This window comes from Chitinophaga tropicalis (assembly GCF_009758205.1).
In the GTDB taxonomy this organism is placed as follows: Bacteria; Bacteroidota; Bacteroidia; order Chitinophagales; family Chitinophagaceae; genus Chitinophaga; species Chitinophaga tropicalis.
Map to the genome: position 1 here is coordinate 276,013 of NZ_WRXN01000002.1, position 17,847 is coordinate 293,859.

Annotated in this window: 14 protein-coding genes; 2 read left to right on the forward strand and 12 right to left on the reverse strand. The window is 46.9% G+C overall.

Translation table 11 applies throughout. The features are described from left to right. Positions 1 to 27 precede the first annotated feature (27 nt). Positions 28 to 1,188, forward strand: coding sequence for a hypothetical protein (locus GO493_RS06885; RefSeq protein WP_157305402.1), 1,161 nt, complete (start codon positions 28 to 30; stop codon positions 1,186 to 1,188). A 233-nt stretch (positions 1,189 to 1,421) separates the two neighbouring features. Here GO493_RS06885 and GO493_RS06890 read toward each other — a convergent pair whose 3' ends face one another. The 3 genes from GO493_RS06890 to GO493_RS06900 form a co-directional block, all read right to left on the reverse strand. Next, positions 1,422 to 2,435 carry an LLM class flavin-dependent oxidoreductase gene (locus GO493_RS06890; protein ID WP_157305403.1) on the reverse strand — a complete coding sequence of 338 codons (1,014 nt, stop codon included), beginning with the start codon at positions 2,433 to 2,435 and terminating at the stop codon, positions 1,422 to 1,424. A 33-nt stretch (positions 2,436 to 2,468) separates the two neighbouring features. Continuing rightward, positions 2,469 to 3,344 carry a pirin family protein gene (locus GO493_RS06895; RefSeq protein WP_157305404.1) on the reverse strand — a complete coding sequence of 292 codons (876 nt, stop codon included), beginning with the start codon at positions 3,342 to 3,344 and terminating at the stop codon, positions 2,469 to 2,471. A gap of 182 nt (positions 3,345 to 3,526) precedes the next feature. After that, positions 3,527 to 4,183 carry a Crp/Fnr family transcriptional regulator gene (locus tag GO493_RS06900; protein ID WP_157305405.1) on the reverse strand — a complete coding sequence of 219 codons (657 nt, stop codon included), beginning with the start codon at positions 4,181 to 4,183 and terminating at the stop codon, positions 3,527 to 3,529. Positions 4,184 to 4,209: 26 nt separating this feature from the next. Here GO493_RS06900 and GO493_RS06905 point away from each other — a divergent pair, with 26 nt between their 5' ends. Next, positions 4,210 to 5,286, forward strand: coding sequence for an SGNH/GDSL hydrolase family protein (locus tag GO493_RS06905; RefSeq protein WP_157305406.1), 1,077 nt, complete (start codon positions 4,210 to 4,212; stop codon positions 5,284 to 5,286). A 1-nt stretch (position 5,287) separates the two neighbouring features. Here the strand turns inward: GO493_RS06905 and preA are convergent, their stop codons facing one another. The 9 genes from preA to GO493_RS06950 all read right to left on the reverse strand — a co-directional run bounded on the left by preA (position 5,288) and on the right by GO493_RS06950 (position 17,776). Continuing rightward, positions 5,288 to 6,556, reverse strand: coding sequence for an NAD-dependent dihydropyrimidine dehydrogenase subunit PreA (gene preA, locus GO493_RS06910; protein ID WP_157305407.1), 1,269 nt, complete (start codon positions 6,554 to 6,556; stop codon positions 5,288 to 5,290). 4 nt (positions 6,557 to 6,560) lie between these two features. Beyond that, entirely contained in the window at positions 6,561 to 7,898 is a 1,338-nt protein-coding gene (locus GO493_RS06915) for an NAD(P)-dependent oxidoreductase (RefSeq protein WP_157305408.1), read from the reverse strand. A 9-nt stretch (positions 7,899 to 7,907) separates the two neighbouring features. Beyond that, on the reverse strand, positions 7,908 to 8,774 hold the full coding sequence (locus tag GO493_RS06920; protein WP_198315561.1) for a nitrilase-related carbon-nitrogen hydrolase: 867 nt from the start codon (positions 8,772 to 8,774) through the stop codon (positions 7,908 to 7,910). A gap of 10 nt (positions 8,775 to 8,784) precedes the next feature. Then, positions 8,785 to 10,167, reverse strand: a complete 1,383-nt coding sequence (gene hydA / locus GO493_RS06925) for a dihydropyrimidinase (RefSeq protein WP_157305409.1) — start codon at positions 10,165 to 10,167, stop codon at positions 8,785 to 8,787. Further along, on the reverse strand, positions 10,151 to 11,632 hold the full coding sequence (locus tag GO493_RS06930; RefSeq protein ID WP_157305410.1) for an NCS1 family nucleobase:cation symporter-1: 1,482 nt from the start codon (positions 11,630 to 11,632) through the stop codon (positions 10,151 to 10,153). Before GO493_RS06930 ends, hydA begins: the two co-directional genes overlap by 17 nt. A gap of 9 nt (positions 11,633 to 11,641) precedes the next feature. Further along, positions 11,642 to 12,994 (reverse strand): aminotransferase class III-fold pyridoxal phosphate-dependent enzyme, encoded by a 1,353-nt coding sequence (locus tag GO493_RS06935; protein WP_157305411.1) that lies wholly within the window; start codon positions 12,992 to 12,994, stop codon positions 11,642 to 11,644. 16 nt (positions 12,995 to 13,010) lie between these two features. Next, positions 13,011 to 14,468 carry a CoA-acylating methylmalonate-semialdehyde dehydrogenase gene (locus GO493_RS06940; RefSeq protein WP_157305412.1) on the reverse strand — a complete coding sequence of 486 codons (1,458 nt, stop codon included), beginning with the start codon at positions 14,466 to 14,468 and terminating at the stop codon, positions 13,011 to 13,013. A gap of 319 nt (positions 14,469 to 14,787) precedes the next feature. Beyond that, positions 14,788 to 15,501, reverse strand: a complete 714-nt coding sequence (locus GO493_RS06945) for a sensor histidine kinase (RefSeq protein WP_157305413.1) — start codon at positions 15,499 to 15,501, stop codon at positions 14,788 to 14,790. 100 nt (positions 15,502 to 15,601) lie between these two features. Then, the gene (locus tag GO493_RS06950; RefSeq protein ID WP_157305414.1) at positions 15,602 to 17,776 is read right to left on the reverse strand and encodes an ATP-binding response regulator; all 2,175 of its coding nucleotides are present in this window, start codon (positions 17,774 to 17,776) and stop codon (positions 15,602 to 15,604) included. Between the last annotated feature and the right edge of the window lie 71 nt (positions 17,777 to 17,847).

Sequence of the window (17,847 nt, forward strand, 5' to 3'; positions counted from 1 at the left end):
ATAGTAACCATAAAAATCACCATTAATATGAGGAACTATTTATTATTATGCCTGTGTATTTACTTTAACCTGGCTTCTTACGCTCAGACAAACACATTGCCCGGCACAGGTAATGTAGGGATCAATACCATATCCCCGCAGTACAATCTTGATGTGAATGGCACAACGAACACTAGTAATCTGCTTATCAACCGGCAGCTGGTTTTTGCCATGCCCACAAACGACAATCCGGAGAAAGGATTTTTCAATCCGCTCTTTCCCGGCTTAAGAACTGGCAGACGTTTACATTGGGATGAACAGTTTGACACATCTTTGAACGGTATCATTGTCTATAACAATGTAAACAATGGCAATGTGACTATCAACAGGAAACAGTTAGCAAATTTACCCAACACTTCAGGTTTCTGCTTGGAGATAAAAGGAACAGGTCCTGCTAGTCCGCAACAGGGAGGGTATTATCAGGGGTTCAATATGAAACTGAATAAAACCTATGTGCATGTCTTTCGGGCAAAGGTCCCGATAGGCTATACGGTAACAAATAACAGCAATTCATTTGGAACTGGCGGCTCCCGCTATTGGATCACCAGTACTGCTGGCACAGGCAAATGGGAAGAGTATGCTTATGTCGTTTCAACCGGCAATTCCGGAACACCTGGAACAGGAGGGCATGTATACCTCAGCGGCCCCACTCCAACAGTAGATAATCCTCTGGTATGGCATGTGGCTTCTTCATCCGTATTTGATGTTACAAGTACCGGCGATGACCTCATTCGAAACCAGGCGAGTGCCGATCAGATAGGAAATGTCCGGATCAGTGGTAACGGCTTTTTTGGGGGTAATATAGGCGTTGGAACCGTTGACACAAAGGGATATAAATTAGGCGTAAACGGTGCGGCCATATTTGGAAAAGCAGTGGTCAGAAACTATGGCAGCTGGCCGGATTATGTATTCGAAGAAAACTATAAGCTTCCCCCTTTATCGGAGATAGAAAGCTATGTAAAGAGAGAGAAACATCTTCCCGGTCTTGCATCCGCAAAAGAAATTGAGAGAGATGGAATGGACGTCCTGAGTACCAACAAGGCATTAACAGAACTGGTAGAACAAATGACCCTCCGGCTTATTGAAATGGATAAATCCCTGCAAGTTTTAAAGGAAAAAGTAAAAGCCCTGGAAGCAGAAAGGGAGTAACCGGCATTAATAAAGTGGCTATATGAAAAGACAAAAATGGGCTTTGTCAAAGGCATTGCCAATGACAATATTACACTAAATTTCGTTACTTGCACTTCCTATAGAATGAAATTATACACTACACTTCAAATTGGCGAGCATCACGTAAATAACTGTGAAGAGACTGTCTCCCAACCAGAGACAGTCTCTTCGCTAAAAAGATCCCATATTTGAACTGGACTTTAAAGGATAATCTATTCCTTTCTCAAAATCGGCGCCACCTTCGTCCCAATTAACTCAATTGATTTCATCAGTTTATCATGCGGAAGATGTGCACTATCCATTTGAAATGTAAACCTGCTGATCCCTCCAAGCGCTTCACTATGCCGCAGTATCTTTTCCGCCACTTCTTCCGGACCACCAACCAATAAAGCTCCTCTTGGGCCATTCTGCGCATCAAAATGAGCGCGGCTCACTGGCGGCCAGCCACGCTCTTTACCAATTTCAGTGAACGTTTTAGCATAACCAGGATAAAATCCTTCCTCAGCTTCATACCGGGTAGCCGCTACATAACCAAGGGAATGCACACCCACTTTTAGTGAAGACGGATCATGCCCGGCTTTTATTCCCGCTTCTCTGTAAAGATCAACCAACGGACGGAAGCGATGTGTTTCTCCTCCTATTATAGCTACCATTAACGGCAGACCAAGGAGACCGGCGCGGATGAACGACTCTGGAGTACCACCCACGCCCAGCCAGACCGGCAATTGTTTCTGCACCGGGCGCGGATAAATTCCCTGCCCTGTTAACGCCGGACGGAACTTCCCCTGCCAGGTTATAAACTCATTGTCACGGATCTTTAGCAGGAGCTCCAGCTTTTCTGTGAAAAGTGCATTATAATCATCAAGGTCAAAACCGAAAAGAGGGTAAGAGTCCACAAACGACCCTCTGCCCACAACCATTTCAGAGCGCCCGTTAGATAGCAGATCAATTGTAGCCGCACTTTGAAATACCCTTACAGGATCGGCTGAGCTTAATACTGTAACAGCGCTTGTTAGCCGGATGTTTTTCGTCCTTGCTGCAGCTGCCCCCAGGATAATCTGCGGCGCCGAGTCCAGGAATTCCTTCCGGTGATGTTCTCCCACGCCAAACACGTCCAGGCCTACCTGGTCTGCATGTTCGATCTTATCAATTAATTGATTCAATGATTCAGCACCATTAGCCTGAAAGGGCTGTATCATTGCAAAACTGTCAATTCCAATTTCCATTTTAGTTAACTCCTTTTATCAGTTTCCGAAAGATCATTTAACATAAGTGATCTTCCCATATTTTCCCGAGTGAAAATCTTTGTATGCCTCCGCAATCTCCTGCATTGTATTCATGACGAACGGCCCCTGTGCGGTGATCGGTTCTGCATAAGGTTCTCCGCCAAACAGGATAATATCTGCTGCAAGGCCGGAAGTATTAGCGATCTCTATTGTTCCATCCTGCCTGTCAAATTCAATAAATTCTCCCGCATCAAATGTAGTGTCATTAATTATTACCTCATGTAACGGGAGGAACGCGGCATATTCCAATCCTTTTTCTGTTGGCATAGAAAACTGCTTCCCTTCATTCAGATGAATATGGTACAAATACTGTTTACTGTACGCAGGTATTTTTGAAACCAGGTTCTCATACGCTCCGGCAATCACTTTCAACCAGCCCCTGTCTTCACTCAGCATCATTTTCAGAACTTCATCAGCATGAACGGAAAGATATTCCGGAGCTTCTATCTTAACCTTTGCCGGAAGATTGATCCAGAACTGAAAACCGTGCATAGAAGGATTATCAGTCCGGGAATCCGGATTTATCGTTTCATCATGGATGATCCCGTTGCCCGCTTTCATCCACTGAACACCACCGGAAAAGACTTTTGCATGATTACCGCGACTGTCAAAATGTTCTCCTTCACCATTGAGAACATAAGTAAGTGTAGCAATACCCCGATGAGGATGCGCTCCTGTTCCCTTCTGCATCAAGGTTTCCCCAGGCATTCTGCTGAAAGGCCCCAGGTGGTCCAGGAAAACAAAGGGACCAACAGCATCCGCATAGCGGTTCGGCAATATACGGTGGATCGGAATTCTTCCAATATCTGCCCTGTAACCTTGTGATGAAAAACTGATTTCTTTTTTCATGGCATTGTATTTATTAAACAGAAGCCAACAGTTGTCTTTCTATTTAAAAAGCTCTGAACTATTTGATGTTGATGATAACATTCATTTACAAGCCCAAAGTTACATCCGGCAGCAAGCCCGGAACGATGACCTTTGATAAAAAAAAACGTTGACAAATGTCAACGGAAAAGAGGGGAGAAGGACTATTTTTTCACTGAGCGTTGTCGCACACGGCTCAGTGTTTCTTTGGTAATACCAAGATAAGAGGCAATAAGGTGTTGCGGAAAGCGCTGCAAAAGCTCAGGATACCGGCTGGCCAGGTCAGCATAACGCTTTTCTGCAGAAAAGCTGATAGACGCTGTAAGCCTTTTTTGCGTAGCGATGGCATGTTTCTCATCCAGGGATTTTATTATCCCGTGCATGGCAGGAACACTATCTAACAATCCCAGGAAATCTGCTCTTGTAATAACCAATAGGTCAGTGTCTTCCCAGGCGTCAATGTTGTATACGGAAGGAGTAAGCATCACCCAGCTCTCCCGGTCGCCTACCCACCAGTTTTCTATGGAAAGGTTAACAATGTGTTCAACCCCTTTATCATCCACACTGTATTGCCGCACAGCACCTTTCACGATGAACCCCATATATTTACAGACCTCGCCCTCCTGGAGAAAATACTGCTTTTTCCTTAAAGACCTGGGCTGAAAGGCTGAAGATAATATCTCAAACTCCTGGTCGGTCAGCGGAGCTGCTGAATATCTGTTAATATAACTACGTAAGTATTCAAACACATGTAAATATACAAAAATGTTATATACCGGCGACTGCCAGCCATTGTGATATAACAATAAAACATTGTACATTGCAAAACTTAAGAACTTAGCCAGGTATGAAAAGACTGATCCTTGCCATTATTTGTTGCACGATATTCATTGCTACCAGCGCACAGAAGACCATTTCTCCGGGAAACCCGTTATTAGCTGTAGAAGGGCGCACCTGGTTCCATAATGACAGCGCATTGGTATTATCCTGGCCGGGAACCAACGTTACTATCCGGTTTAAAGGAACCGGTATCAGTGCTATATTGCAGGATACAGATACAGCCAACTATTACAATGTGATCATAGATGGTAAGGTCAAAAAGAGAATACATACAGATACCGCAAAGAAAACATATACCCTGGCATCCCGCCTCTCCAAAGGAGAACATACTGTACAGCTCTTTAAAATAACAGAATGGGATAAAGGAAACACTTACTGTTACGGTTTTAAGCTCAATCCAGGTACTCAGTTATTACCTCCCGCAGCACCTAAGAAAAGGAAGATAGAGTTCTTCGGCAACTCCATTACCTGCGGCTACGGAATAGAAGACAGCACAGGTAATGACTCCGGCCACGGCTATTTCGAGAATAACTACCTGACTTATGCGGCAATAACCGCCAGGCATTTCGATGCGCAGTATCATTGCACTTCCAAAAGTGGCATAGGCATAATGCTAAGCTGGTTTCCATTGATCATGCCGGAAATGTATGACAGGACAAATCCTACAGATTCCAGCTCACACTGGGATTTCAGTAAGTATACGCCCGATGTGGTGGTAATTAATCTCTTCCAGAACGACTCCTGGCTGGTAAACAAACCGGAACACGAACAGTTTAAATCCCGCTTCGGCACTCAAAAGCCGGACAGCAGTTTCATCGTAAATGCTTACGCGAAATTTGTTGCGAACGTCAGGAACAAATACCCTAACGCTTATATCATCTGCGCACTCGGCAGCATGGACGCTACCCGCGGGGGAGCTCCCTGGCCGGGATATATACAAACAGCTGTAAGCGGATTAAACGATAAGAAGATACTGACGCATTTCTTCCCATATAAGAATACTCCCGGTCACCCGCGACTGGCAGAGCAGGCATCCATGGCTAAAGACCTGATCAGCTTTATTGAGCAGAATATAGTATGGTAGGTCAATGATCGTTCAACGGCAGGCCTCTCCGCTGAAATTCTTTCCAGTTGAGATATTCCGGCCCTTTCCGCTGTTCTACCATGGTAATACAATTGTCCACCGGGCAAACAAGCTTGCATAGGTTACACCCTACGCATTCATCTTCTTTGATGGCATAGGTATTATAAGGGTTGCCGTAGGAGAGGTTAATAGCCTGGTGAGAGCCGTCTTCACAGCTGATATAGCAAAGCCCGCAGTGGATACACTTTTCCTGGTTAATATTAGCTACAATATGGTAGTTGATATCCAGTTCCTCCCAATGCGTAAGTGTAGGTACAGACTTACCAATAAAGTCATTAATGGTCTTAAATCCCTTCTCATCCATCCAGTTATTCAGCCCTTCGCACATATCTTCTATAATACGGAAGCCGTATTTCATAGCTGCAGTACACACCTGTAATGTTGTAGCGCCCAGCAGCATAAACTCTACCGCATCCTTCCAGGTTGTAATACCCCCTATACCTGAAACGGGTACACGGGAAGTAACAGGGTCCTGGCTGATGGTAGTCAGCATCTTCAATGCAATAGGCTTTACCGCAGGCCCGCAATAGCCGCCAAAAGTAGATTGCCCGCCCACATTAGGATTGGGAACGAAAGTATCCAGGTTGACTCCTGTAACAGATTGAATGGTATTGATAAGCGACAAAGCATCAGAGCCCGCCTGCACGGCCGCACGGCCTGTAGGTACAACCGAATGAACATTAGGCGTAAGCTTGGTAATAACAGGAATAGTAGCTGCCTCCATCACCCATTCCACCACCATTCGCGCTATCTCCGGGTCCTGTCCAACGGCAGCGCCCATGCCACGTTCTGTCATTCCATGCGGACAACCAAAATTCAGTTCCAGGCCATGAGCGCCTGTGTCTTCCACCTGTTTGATCAGCTCATGCCAGCTCTCACGATTGTTATCTGCCATCAGGGAAACGATCATAGCCCTGTCAGGGAAAAGCCGTACACACTCCCTGATCTCTTTTAAATTAAGGTCCAGAGGTCTGTCACTGATCAACTCAATATTGTTAAACCCCATCATCCTGCTGCCATGATAATCTACAGAAGAATAACGGGAAGAAACGTTCTTGATCTGGCTGCCCAGGGTCTTCCATACAACACCGCCCCAGCCGGCTTCAAAAGCACGCAGCACATTCACTTTCTTATCTGTTGGCGGTGCACTGGCCAGCCAGAAAGGATTGGGGGATTTAATACCAAGAAAATCGGCTGATATATCTGCCATAAGATTAGTCTTTAAACAGGTACTGTAATATTGCTTTAGCGCCATCTTTTCCAGCCTGCACAGCATCTACCACTTCTTTGCCTCCATTCACACAATCGCCGCCGGCAAAAACACCAGGTTTGCTGGTGTGACTGTTGTTGATGGATAGTTTCCCCTGAGTATTATCCAGCGCATAGCAGTTCACCATCCGCTCATAAGGCATCTGCCCGGTAGCTTTGATCACCATATCAACATACAAACTAAAGGTCTCTCCGGTAGGCACTGGCGCCGGCCTGCCATACCCCGGGTCTTCCAGCTTCATCACCTCACATACAAGCGCTGTTACCTGCCCATTCTCCCCCTTTATCTCTTTGGGGGCAGCCAGCCAGATGATCTTACACCCATCCAGTTTGGCAATATCCAGCTCTGCTTCTGTACAAGGCATCTCCTGCTGCGTTCTGCGATACACCAGGGTAACTTCGCTGGCTCCGAGCCGCCGGGCCTGTGTAGCGGCATCTATCGCCGTCATCCCCATGCCTATAACGGCCACTTTATCACCCACAGGAACAGAGGGATAGCCACTATTACGGATGTCATAAATGAAACTGATGGCATCGGTAACGCCATGCAGCTCTTCTCCGGGGATAGCCAGCTGACGGGTAAGACCTACACCAAACGCCAGGTACACGGCATCATAAGCGCTCAATAACTGATCAATGGTGATATCCTTTCCCAGCTCTTTATTGTACTGGATATCAATGCCGCCAATAGAAGTGATGAAATTAACTTCCGCCTCACAGAATTCAGGCGTGACCTTATACGCAGCAATACCGTAGGTCATTAGCCCGCCACCTTTGCTTTCTTTTTCATACACAGTCACATCAATGCCTTCGGCAGCTAATACATGGGCACAACTCAGTCCTGAAGGCCCAGCGCCCACAACTGCTACTCTCTTTCCTGTAGAGGGTTTACGGGTGAAGAGCGGCCATTTCTCTGCTATGGCCCTTTCTGTAGCATAGCGTTGCAAACGGGCAATATGTATAGGCTCTTCCTCCATCAGGTTATATACACAGGCGCCTTCGCAGAGCTTTTCTACCGGGCATACCTTTGAACAGCCGCCACCCATGATGTTAGCCGTCAGGATAGTATGTGCCGCACCTTTCAGGTTCTCTGTAGTGATCTGCTTAATGAACTTAGGTACATTAATACTGGTGGGACAACTTTTAGTACAGGGCGCATCATAGCAATACAGGCAGCGGTTGGCTTCTACCAGTGCGGCATCATGCGTTTCGAACGGAGGGTGTATATCACTGAACTGCCGTTCATATTCTTCTGCTGATAATCTGTTATTACGTACTGCCATAAGCGTAATTTATAGTTCGGTCAGCTTGCCGTAAGTCTCCGGCCTTCTGTCCCTGAAAAACTGCCACACACTTCTCACTTCCTCTATCATATCAAGATCAAACTCTGCGATGAGCAACTCATCCTTATCCTCAGAAGCGCTGGCAAAGATCTGTCCGCGGGGATCTGTGAAATACGATGAGCCATAGAACTTCCCCAGGTTCCAGGGCTTTTCAACACCAACACGGTTAATACATCCCATAAAGTATCCGTTGGCTGCGGCATGTGCTGGTTGCTCCAGCTTCCAGAGATATTGAGATAAGCCTGCCACTGTTGCAGACGGATTATACACTATCTCAGCGCCGTTCAATCCCAATATCCGCGCACCATCCGGGAAATGACGGTCATAACAGATGTAAACGCCCACCTTCGCATATCTTGTCTGGAACACCGGGTAACCAAGATTGCCGGGCTTAAAGAAGAATTTCTCCCAGAACCCTGAAGTATGCGGTATATGATTCTTGCGGTATTTCCCCAGGTAAGTACCATCTGCATCAATCACAGCGGCGGTGTTATATAACACGCCGGCCTGCTCTTTCTCATACACAGGTACTATGATCACCATGTTGTACTTTGCCGCGTAAGCAGCCATACGGTCGGTCGTAGGACCGGGAACCGTCTCGGCCGACTGGTACCACTTCGTATCCTGGCCGGGACAGAAGTACGGAGTACTGAATATCTCCTGCAAACAGAGGATCTGCACACCTTTCTGACCCGCTTCCTCAATAAGAGGAATATGTTTCTGTATCATGGCCTCTTTGATCTCCTCAATAGTGCCTTCGCCTTCAGTTTTCGGAAGGCTCATCTGGATTAGTCCTGATTTGATAATACGCGGCATAATAATGGATTTAAATAAAGGCATTTACCTTTTTACGTTTAATGAATTGCCCATAACCCCTGGGCACCAGGCATTCGCCTTCATCTATCGCTATCTGTCCTCTTAATAAGACAGTCTTTACTTTACCTGTTAACTCCCATCCCTCGTAAGCAGAATAGTCAACGTTCATATGATGAGTAGCGGCAGAGATGACATGCTTTTCCTGCGGATCGAAGATCACAATATCAGCGTCACTGCCCACAGCAATGGTGCCCTTGCGGGGAAACATGCCAAAGATCCTGGCAGGATTAGTGCAGGCTACCTCCACGTACCTGTTCAGCGTGATACGCCCTTTATGCACGCCCTCACTATACAGCAATTCCATCCTGTTCTCAATAGCAGGGTGGCCGTTAGGTATCTTCGAGAAATCATCCTTTCCCATCAGCTTCTGCTGCCACATAAAGGGACAATGATCTGTAGCCACTATATTGACAAGTCCCTGGTTAATGCCTGCCCATAATGTGTCCTGGTCTTTCTTTTGCCGCAACGGAGGGCTCATCACCCATTTAGCGCCTTCAAAGTTGCGCTCGTACAGGGAAGCGTCCAGTAACAGGTATTGAATACAGGTCTCCACAAACACCTTCTGGTTCCTGCGGGTAGCATTACGCACTGCGTTCAATGCCCCTTCGCAGGTAAGATGTACGATATATGCCGGACAGCCGGTATAATTGGCAATATCGGCAAAACGGCCGGAGGCCTCTGCTTCCGTTACTTCCGGCTGGGAGAGATAATGATATAAAGGAGCAAGATTGCCCGCAGCTTTATTCTGGGCTATGAGATAATCTATCATATCTCCATTGGTGGCATGAACAGTCACCATACCGCCCTGTTTCTTCACTTCCTGCATAAGGGCCGTCATCTGCCGGTCATCTATCATCAATGCGCCCTTATAGGCCATAAAGGTTTTAAAAGAGGTGATACCTTCTTCTTCCACCATTTGTTTTATCTCTGCTTTGGTATGCTCATTGAAGTCTGTCACTGCCATGTGAAAGCTATAGTCGCCCACCGCTGTTCCCCGGGCACGGCCGTTCCAGGCGTCCAGTGCTTCATGCAGGGAATGCCCCTGTTGCTGTAAAACGAAGTCTATCACAGTAGTGGTACCTCCATGCAATGCGGCACGGGTGCCGGTTTCATGGGTATCGCTGGAGAAAGTGCCCATAAAAGGCATATCCAGGTGTACATGCGGATCAATACCTCCGGGAAATACCAGCTTGCCGGATGCGTCTATTTCCTTCTCCGCATTGAAAGGAAGATCTTTTCCGATAGCCTTCACTGTTTCTCCCTCTATGAAGATATCGGCTATATAATCGTCATTAGCCGTAATGATCCTGCCGTTTTTAATCAGTAGTGACATAATTAACCTGTTGTTTATAATTTCCGGGGGAAATGATGAAATAACTGGCGCCAGATATGAAGAATCCCACAAACCATGCATAGCTGTACAGGTGAGATATCCATTGAGGAACCGCATCGGCAGCTATCAGCTTTGTAGTGGTGAGAAAGCCGGGAATATTGGGTATTATGCCCAGCAGCAAGGCAATGAGGGCATGGCGGTTAAACCCGTTGGTAAAACTGTAGATGCCTTGCGGCTTATACAGCTCATCTACGTCCAGCTGCTGTTTGCGTACAAGATAATAGTCAGCTATCATGATACCGCCCACAGGGCCCAGCAGGCTGGAATAACCCACCAGCCAGGTAAAGATGTAGCCACTAGGATCTGCTACCAGCTTCCAGGGGAAAATAAGGATGCCGATGACTCCTGTAATATATCCACCCGTGCGGAAGTTGATACGGGAAGGAGAGAGGTTGGCAAAATCATTGGCCGGGCTTACTATGTTGGCCGCAATATTAGTGGCCAATGTCGAGATAGCTACAGCTATCATGGCTATGCTGACCAGTATCTTGTTATCAAACCTGCCGGCCAGCACTACCGGGTCCCATATCGTAGTACCGTATACGATAGTCGTAGCAGATGTTACCACCACACCTATAAATGAGAACAGCGTCATAGAAGTGGGCAGGCCCAATGCCTGTCCCTGTGCCTGGGCGCGCTGGCTCTTTGCATATCTTGTAAAGTCAGGGATATTGAGTGAAAGTGTGGCCCAGAAACCCACCATACCTGTCAGCCCGGGAATGAAGAACGCCCAGAACTCAGCATTGGAAGTAAAACGTGAAGGCTGTGTCAGGATAGGGCCTAATCCCCCGCTTACGGCATTGATGGCCCAGTAGAGCAATGCCAGCGCTGCCAGGGGAAGGAAGATAGCTTTGAATACAAGGAGTTTACGGATACTTTCAATGCCAAGATATACTACATACATATTCAGGAGCCAGAACAGGAAGAAGCAGATAGCAGGCCCGGTGGCCAGCCCGAAAGACGCGGGGAATACCGGTGGCAGCGTTTCGAGTGCAGGTATCCACAGGTGAAGCATCTGGTATAAAGCAAACCCGCCTATCCATGTTTGTATGCCAAACCATCCGCAGGCTACAATAGCCCTGAGCATAGCCGGTATATTAGCGCCTTTAATGCCAAAGCTGGCGCGTGCAAAAACAGGGAAGGGGATGCCGTATTTAGTGCCCGCGTGACTGTTCAGCAGCATGGGGATCAGGACTACGGTATTGCCGGCAAAAATAGTGAGGATAGCCTGCCACCAGTTCATACCACCTTCTATCAGTGAACTGGCCAGCATGTAGGTAGGGATACAGAGGCTCATGCTGATCCACAGCGCAGCGTAGTTCCAGGTGTTCCAGGTCCGTTTTGACGGGGGAACAGGAGCCAGATCTTCACTGTATAAAGCGCTCGTTTTGGTTGATGTGTCCATAGTTTATGTTCAGATTACATATTGGTCAGCTATACTCAGCGCCTCATCTATCATGGCCAGCCCCTCGTCAGCTTCTTCCCTGGTAATGCTCAGCGGCGGCGCAATGAAAACATAGTTCCAGCGTATAAAGGCATACATGCCCAGCTGCCTCAGCTTACCTGCCACTTTATTCATTACGCTCATCTCATCTGCCGTAGCATTGTAAGGCGCCATCGGCTCTTTGGTATCCCTGTTCTTCACCAGCTCTATACATCCCAGCAGGCCTGTGTTCCGGAAATCGCCTATACAGGGATGATGCGCTTTCATGGCCTCTATTCTTTCCTCTATATAAACACCCATAGCGGCAGCATTCTCTATCAGGTGCTCATCTTCATAGATCTTCAGTACTTCCACAGCGGCGGCACATGCAACAGGATGAGCAGAATAGGTAAGCCCCAGCCATAATACTTTATCATCAAAATAACGGGCGATAGTATCGCTCACTATCAATGCCCCCAAAGGGATATAGCCGGCAGTAATTCCTTTTGCGGTGGCTATCATGTCAGGTACAACACCATGAAGATCGCAGGCAAACCATTTGCCCGTGCGGCCAAACCCGCTCATCACTTCATCAGCTATGAGCAGGATACCGTATTTGTCACACAACGCCCTCACTTTCTGCAGATAGTCAGGCGGATATTTAATACAGCCGGAAGTACCGCTTTCGCCTTCCATGATGATGGCAGCAATGTTCTCCGGTCCTTCAAATTCAATAACACGTTCAATATGGCTGACACATTCCCGGTTGCAGGTGCTGATCTCTTTTCCCCACGGACAACGGTAACAGTAAGGGTCTTCCACATGTACGATATTAGGCACCTGTTGAGAGTCGTGCATCAGTTTACGGGGATCGCCACCTGCGGTCATAGACCCATAGGAAGCACCGTGAAAAGCACGATAGCGGGCTATGATCTTATGTCTGCCGGTGTATAACCTGGCCAGTTTGATGGCATTCTCTATAGCACTGGCGCCACATACGGTGAATAACGATTTCTGCAGGTTGCCGGGTGTGATGGCAGCCAGCTTCTTACCCAGCTCTCCACGGGCCTGGGTCACGCAACCGGGTGTGACGTAACTCACTTCCTGCATCTGCTTCATAACGGCATTGGCAACACGCTGATTACCATGTCCTATGTTGACATTAATGAGACCCGAGGAAAAGTCGATGTAACGTTTATCATCATAGTCGTACAGGTAAACACCTTCTGCACGCTTAATGGCAAGAGGGGCTATGCCCTTTTGTTTGCTCCATGAAAAGAGAGTGTAATCCAGGTTATCCTGTATGATTTCCTGGGCATTCGATATAGCAAGTGTATCTGACATATCGTATTTAATTAGGTTAACTCATCCAGTTCACCCCTTCTTCGGGGTTCCATTTTGTGGTGCTCTTCTTCAGTTTTGTCCAGAACTCTATTGAACTTTTACCGGTTATATCTCCCACACCGAATTTACTCTCATTCCATCCGCCAAAAGAAAAAGGTTCACGGGGTACGGGAACGCCTACGTTAACCCCTATCATACCGGCGCTGGCTTTCTCCATTACATAACGTGCCATGCCGCCGTTCTGTGTGAATACCGAGGCTGCATTACCGTAAGGACTGGCATTCTCAATATCCAGTGCCTGGTCCAGTGTATCGGTACGCAGTATACTGATCACCGGGCCAAAGATCTCTTCCCTGGCTACGGCCATATCCGGTGTTACATGATCTATTACGGTTGGCCCTACATAGGTGCCATTCTCTTTACCATTCACTGTGGCGCCCCGGCCATCTACCAGTATACGGGCGCCTTGCTGTTCTGCTTCGGTGATATAACGTTCTATTCTTTCCTTGGATTCCCGGTTGATCACCGCACCCAGGTTTTCTCCGGGCACTATCTTCCGTGCTTCCTCGCAGATCTTATCTATAATATGGTCTACCGATCCAACACCTACCATGGCAGACGCTGCCATACAACGTTGTCCTGCACAGCCGCTCATAGAGGCTGCAATATTCTGGGCCGTCATGTCAGGTTTGGCGTCAGGCAGCACCAGCAGGTGGTTCTTGGCGCCTCCCAGCGCCAGGCAGCGTTTCAGGTTCTGGGTAGCGCGGCGGTATACTATCTTCGCTACTTTAGTAGATCCCACAAATGAGACAGCCTCGATACCGGGATGATCGCAGATGGCATTGACAATCTCACTGTCGCCATTTACAATATTGAATACCCCGTCAGGCAACCCCGCTTCCTTCAGCCATTTTGCTATCAGCGTAAGACTGAGAGGCACCTTTTCGGATGGTTTCATGATCATGCAGTTACCCAGCGCTATAGCATTGGGAATGGTCCAGTTAGGGACCATAGCAGGAAAATTGAAAGGTACAATAGAGGCTACTACGCCAAGTGGAGCATGAGAGGTGCGGCATTCCACACCTTTGCTGACTTCCAGCACCTCGCCGGTAATAAGCTGGGGCAGAGAAGTGGCAAATTCAGTCAGTTCAATACATTTCTCTACTTCAGCAACAGCCTCGCCCATGGTTTTGCCATTTTCCTCGCTTACCAGGGCGGCCAGTTCCTGTAAATGTTGTTCCAGTAAATATTTATAACGGAAGAATACCTGGACCCGTTCTTTGACAGGTGTTTTGCTCCAGGCGGGGAAGGCTGTGCGGGCGGCTTCTACCGCTTCGTCAAGATCGGCTGCTGTGGAGCAGGGTATTTCGGCTAACAAGGTCCCATCCAGTGGGGAGGTTATTTTTAAAGTCCTTTCTGAGTGTGCTTCCTTTAGTTTGCCATTAATGTAATTTTTAATACTTCCATATTTCATGTGCCGGGGTATTGGAGTTGATCAGATTCGTCGTACACCATTAATATACTAAATTAATCGGTATAAAACCGATATACCGGAAAAATACCGTGGTGCTGAATAGCTACCGCAATACATACATTAAACATGCTTTAAACATGCTTTAAACATGCTTTAAACATGCTTTAAACATGCTTTAAACATGCTTTAAACATGCTTTAAACATGCTTAAGATATGCCTGAAACATACCTGAAAGGAGGAGATGAAGGGAAGGAACGATACACAAAAAGAACCCCGGAAGCAATTTCCGGGGTAAAGATAAATAGCTATGGATATGGATTAGATGCTGACTGGTATCATCACCGTAAACGTACTTCCTTCATCCTTCTTACTGCTCACCTCAATCTTTCCGCCCATCAGCGCTGTCAGCTCCCGGGCAATACTGAGCCCAAGCCCTATTCCGCCAAATCTTAACTGAACATCCTCCGCAAGGGTATAATATTCCCGGAAAATATAGGGAAGATGCTCAGAAGGGATACCTTTGCCCTGGTCAGTTACTTCTATACAGAAGAATTCATCCCGGGTAAAACAACTGAGGGTCACCACAGTTTCCGGCGGACTATACTTCAGGGCATTCATCAATATATTGTTGATCACCTGGTTCAGGTATACCCTGTCCGTTAATACCTCTGAAGGGAAACAGTCAGGAATATGCTTTACAACGGAGATCTGCTTCTCTATAAACAGGGGCAGCATAGATAACAGCAGGTTATCCAGCCATTTACGGAAGTTAAAGACCTCCTGTACCAGTTGGAATTTCCGGATATCTTCATGCCGGACGGTCTGCCGGATCCGTTGAAAAGTGTCTGTAAGGTTGCCGGCGGCAGAAGAGATCATCTCCAGTAATTCGTTAACTGTTTTAGTATTGCCTTTCTCCATCTCATCTTTTAATAAGCTGGCGGCTGTGACAATACCGTTTACCGGGGTGCCTATCTCATGCAGGGCAGAATGGAAAATAGTGATGATCTGTCTTTCAGAACGAGGGTTACGCATGAAACGAATTTCACTATCCCGGAACAGAAAGACAATACGGCAATAGGACTATTTTTCTACTTCTTTGGGAGTACAATGTCCTGCTGTGGCGCATTTCGGGTTACCCCTGCAATTTGTTGACCAGCTGCACCTTATTTGATATTTCGAGTTTTTCAAATATATTCTGAACATGCTTTTTAACCGTGCTTTCGGAGATAAAAAGGGAATCTCCTATCTCTTTATAGGAATGCCCCCCGCAAATAAGCCTGGATATATCGGTTTCCCTTGAAGTTAACTGGTAAGCGTTACAATTCTGCTCAAAACTGTTTGTTGCCGGGGCAATATTTTCCAGGTTCCTGAGCGCCCTGATAGTATTATTAAGCAGGGTCTTTTTCTGGCGCAGGGCATTATCCAGGACAGAATTGATCTTCTGGATCAGTTCCGGCATACGGAAAGGCTTGGGAATATAATCGAGAGCGCCCAGCTTCAGTCCTTCCAGTTTATCCTTACTGGTAAACCTGGCTGACAGGAAAATGAAAGGAATGTGGTTATAGTCAGCGTTCTCTGCTATAATACGGGCAAATTTGAACCCGTCCAGCCGGTCCATCATGACGTCTGAAATGATCAGGTCAGGCGGAACAGGATATTCGCGGATCTTCTTTAACGCTTCATTCCCGTTAAACGCCACACATACATTATACTTCTCCTTTAATTTTTTTGAGAGATAGGCAGCCATGGAATAGTTGTCTTCCACCAGCAGGATAGTCTGCCTCCCCGGGTTGAAAGGAGTATCGCTGATGGGCTGTTCCCTGATCTCCAGGCCCGAAGATGCTGTTACCTTATAGTCTGCCAGTACCGGCTCATTATCTGCCGGCACATGACGGCTCAGCAGTACGGTTACAAGGGTGCCTTTACGGCTGGAGGCATCACTGTTGATGGTGATACTGCCAGCCAGTCCGTCTATCACCTTTTTAACCATAGGAAGCCCAAGCCCCATACCCTGGGCGCTCTTTTTCTGGGAGTTGATCTGGTAGTAAGGTTCAAATACCTTTTTATGCTGGCCCGGTTCTATACCTATACCATTATCATCCACAGAAAACCTGATCTTATCATCCTGTACATTGAGTGTCACCCTGACAGTACCGCCTTCCCCGGTGTATTTGATGGCATTCTCCACCAGGTTCACAATGATCCTGTTAATAGCTTCCGGGTCTGCCTTTACCAGCATTTCATCTGCAATATCTTCTTTCAGTGAGAGCTTCTTTTTCTCGCAGTAGCTTCTGAATAACAGCAGGTTATCCTTTAGTATCTCACTAAAGTTCACTACCTGGCTGTAATTGTAAACGGGCAGTCCTTTATTATAGCGCTCCAGGTCAAAGAGATTGCTGATATCATTGTTCAGCTTGTCCAGGTTTCTTTTTACTATCAGCAGATCTTCATTATACCCTTGTTTATGGATGTATTCTTCCAGGTGATTGTTCATAAGAGTGATAGGCGTCTTTGTTTCATGTACCAGGTTCACAAAGGCATTGGTGCGTTGCTCGGTAGACCTTTCCAGCTGTGCGGTCCTTTCCTTTACCTTTTCCGCCAGAGTAATATTGGCTGATTGCAGCTGAAGGTATTCTGCTTTTGACTGCCGTACGGTTTGCCGCATCAGGACAATGTTCATCAGCATGTACACTACATTATTGAACACGCCCACTATCCAGTTGGGTTGCCCCAGGAAAACGCCGATAACAGGGGAGGAACACCAGAAGAAAAGAGACGCCAGTATCCAGATCCTTTCCAGGAGCAGCGCCTTGTTTTTCTCCCGTTTGTATTGCCGGGCGGTAGCCAGGCTGCCATGAAGAATAGCGGCAATAGCATACATGCCTGTAATGCTGTATGTATATATTAATGTATTATCCAGGTTGCCCGTGATCGGTAAATAGATACAATAAAAGACAAGGAACGGCACCAGCAGGAACAGGAAACCATATACCCCATGGAAGCGAAGGGTTGGCAGGTTCATCGTTTTATAGCAATAAAAGGGAATATAAGCAGTTACTACATATCCCGCTCCCTGGTTAATAATGATCTGTAACATCGTAGGCAGGGGAATCCTGCTGTCCGGCATATCAAACATGTTCTCTGCCAGGTTATATATAATGAGCAGCCCTACGAAGGTTACATGCCACAAACGTTGTTTTTCATGTGGCCTGCCCAGCCAGGAAAGCAATTGGGTAAAGAAGATAATGATCTCCGCCAGGATGATCCAGAAGATAACAGGGTTAAAGGGGATATTGTAAAACAGCATAGTGGGTTCGGTTTGAATGAAAGCAAAACAAAAATATGTAAAAGCCTTCTCTTTAGTTGCACGTAATGTTG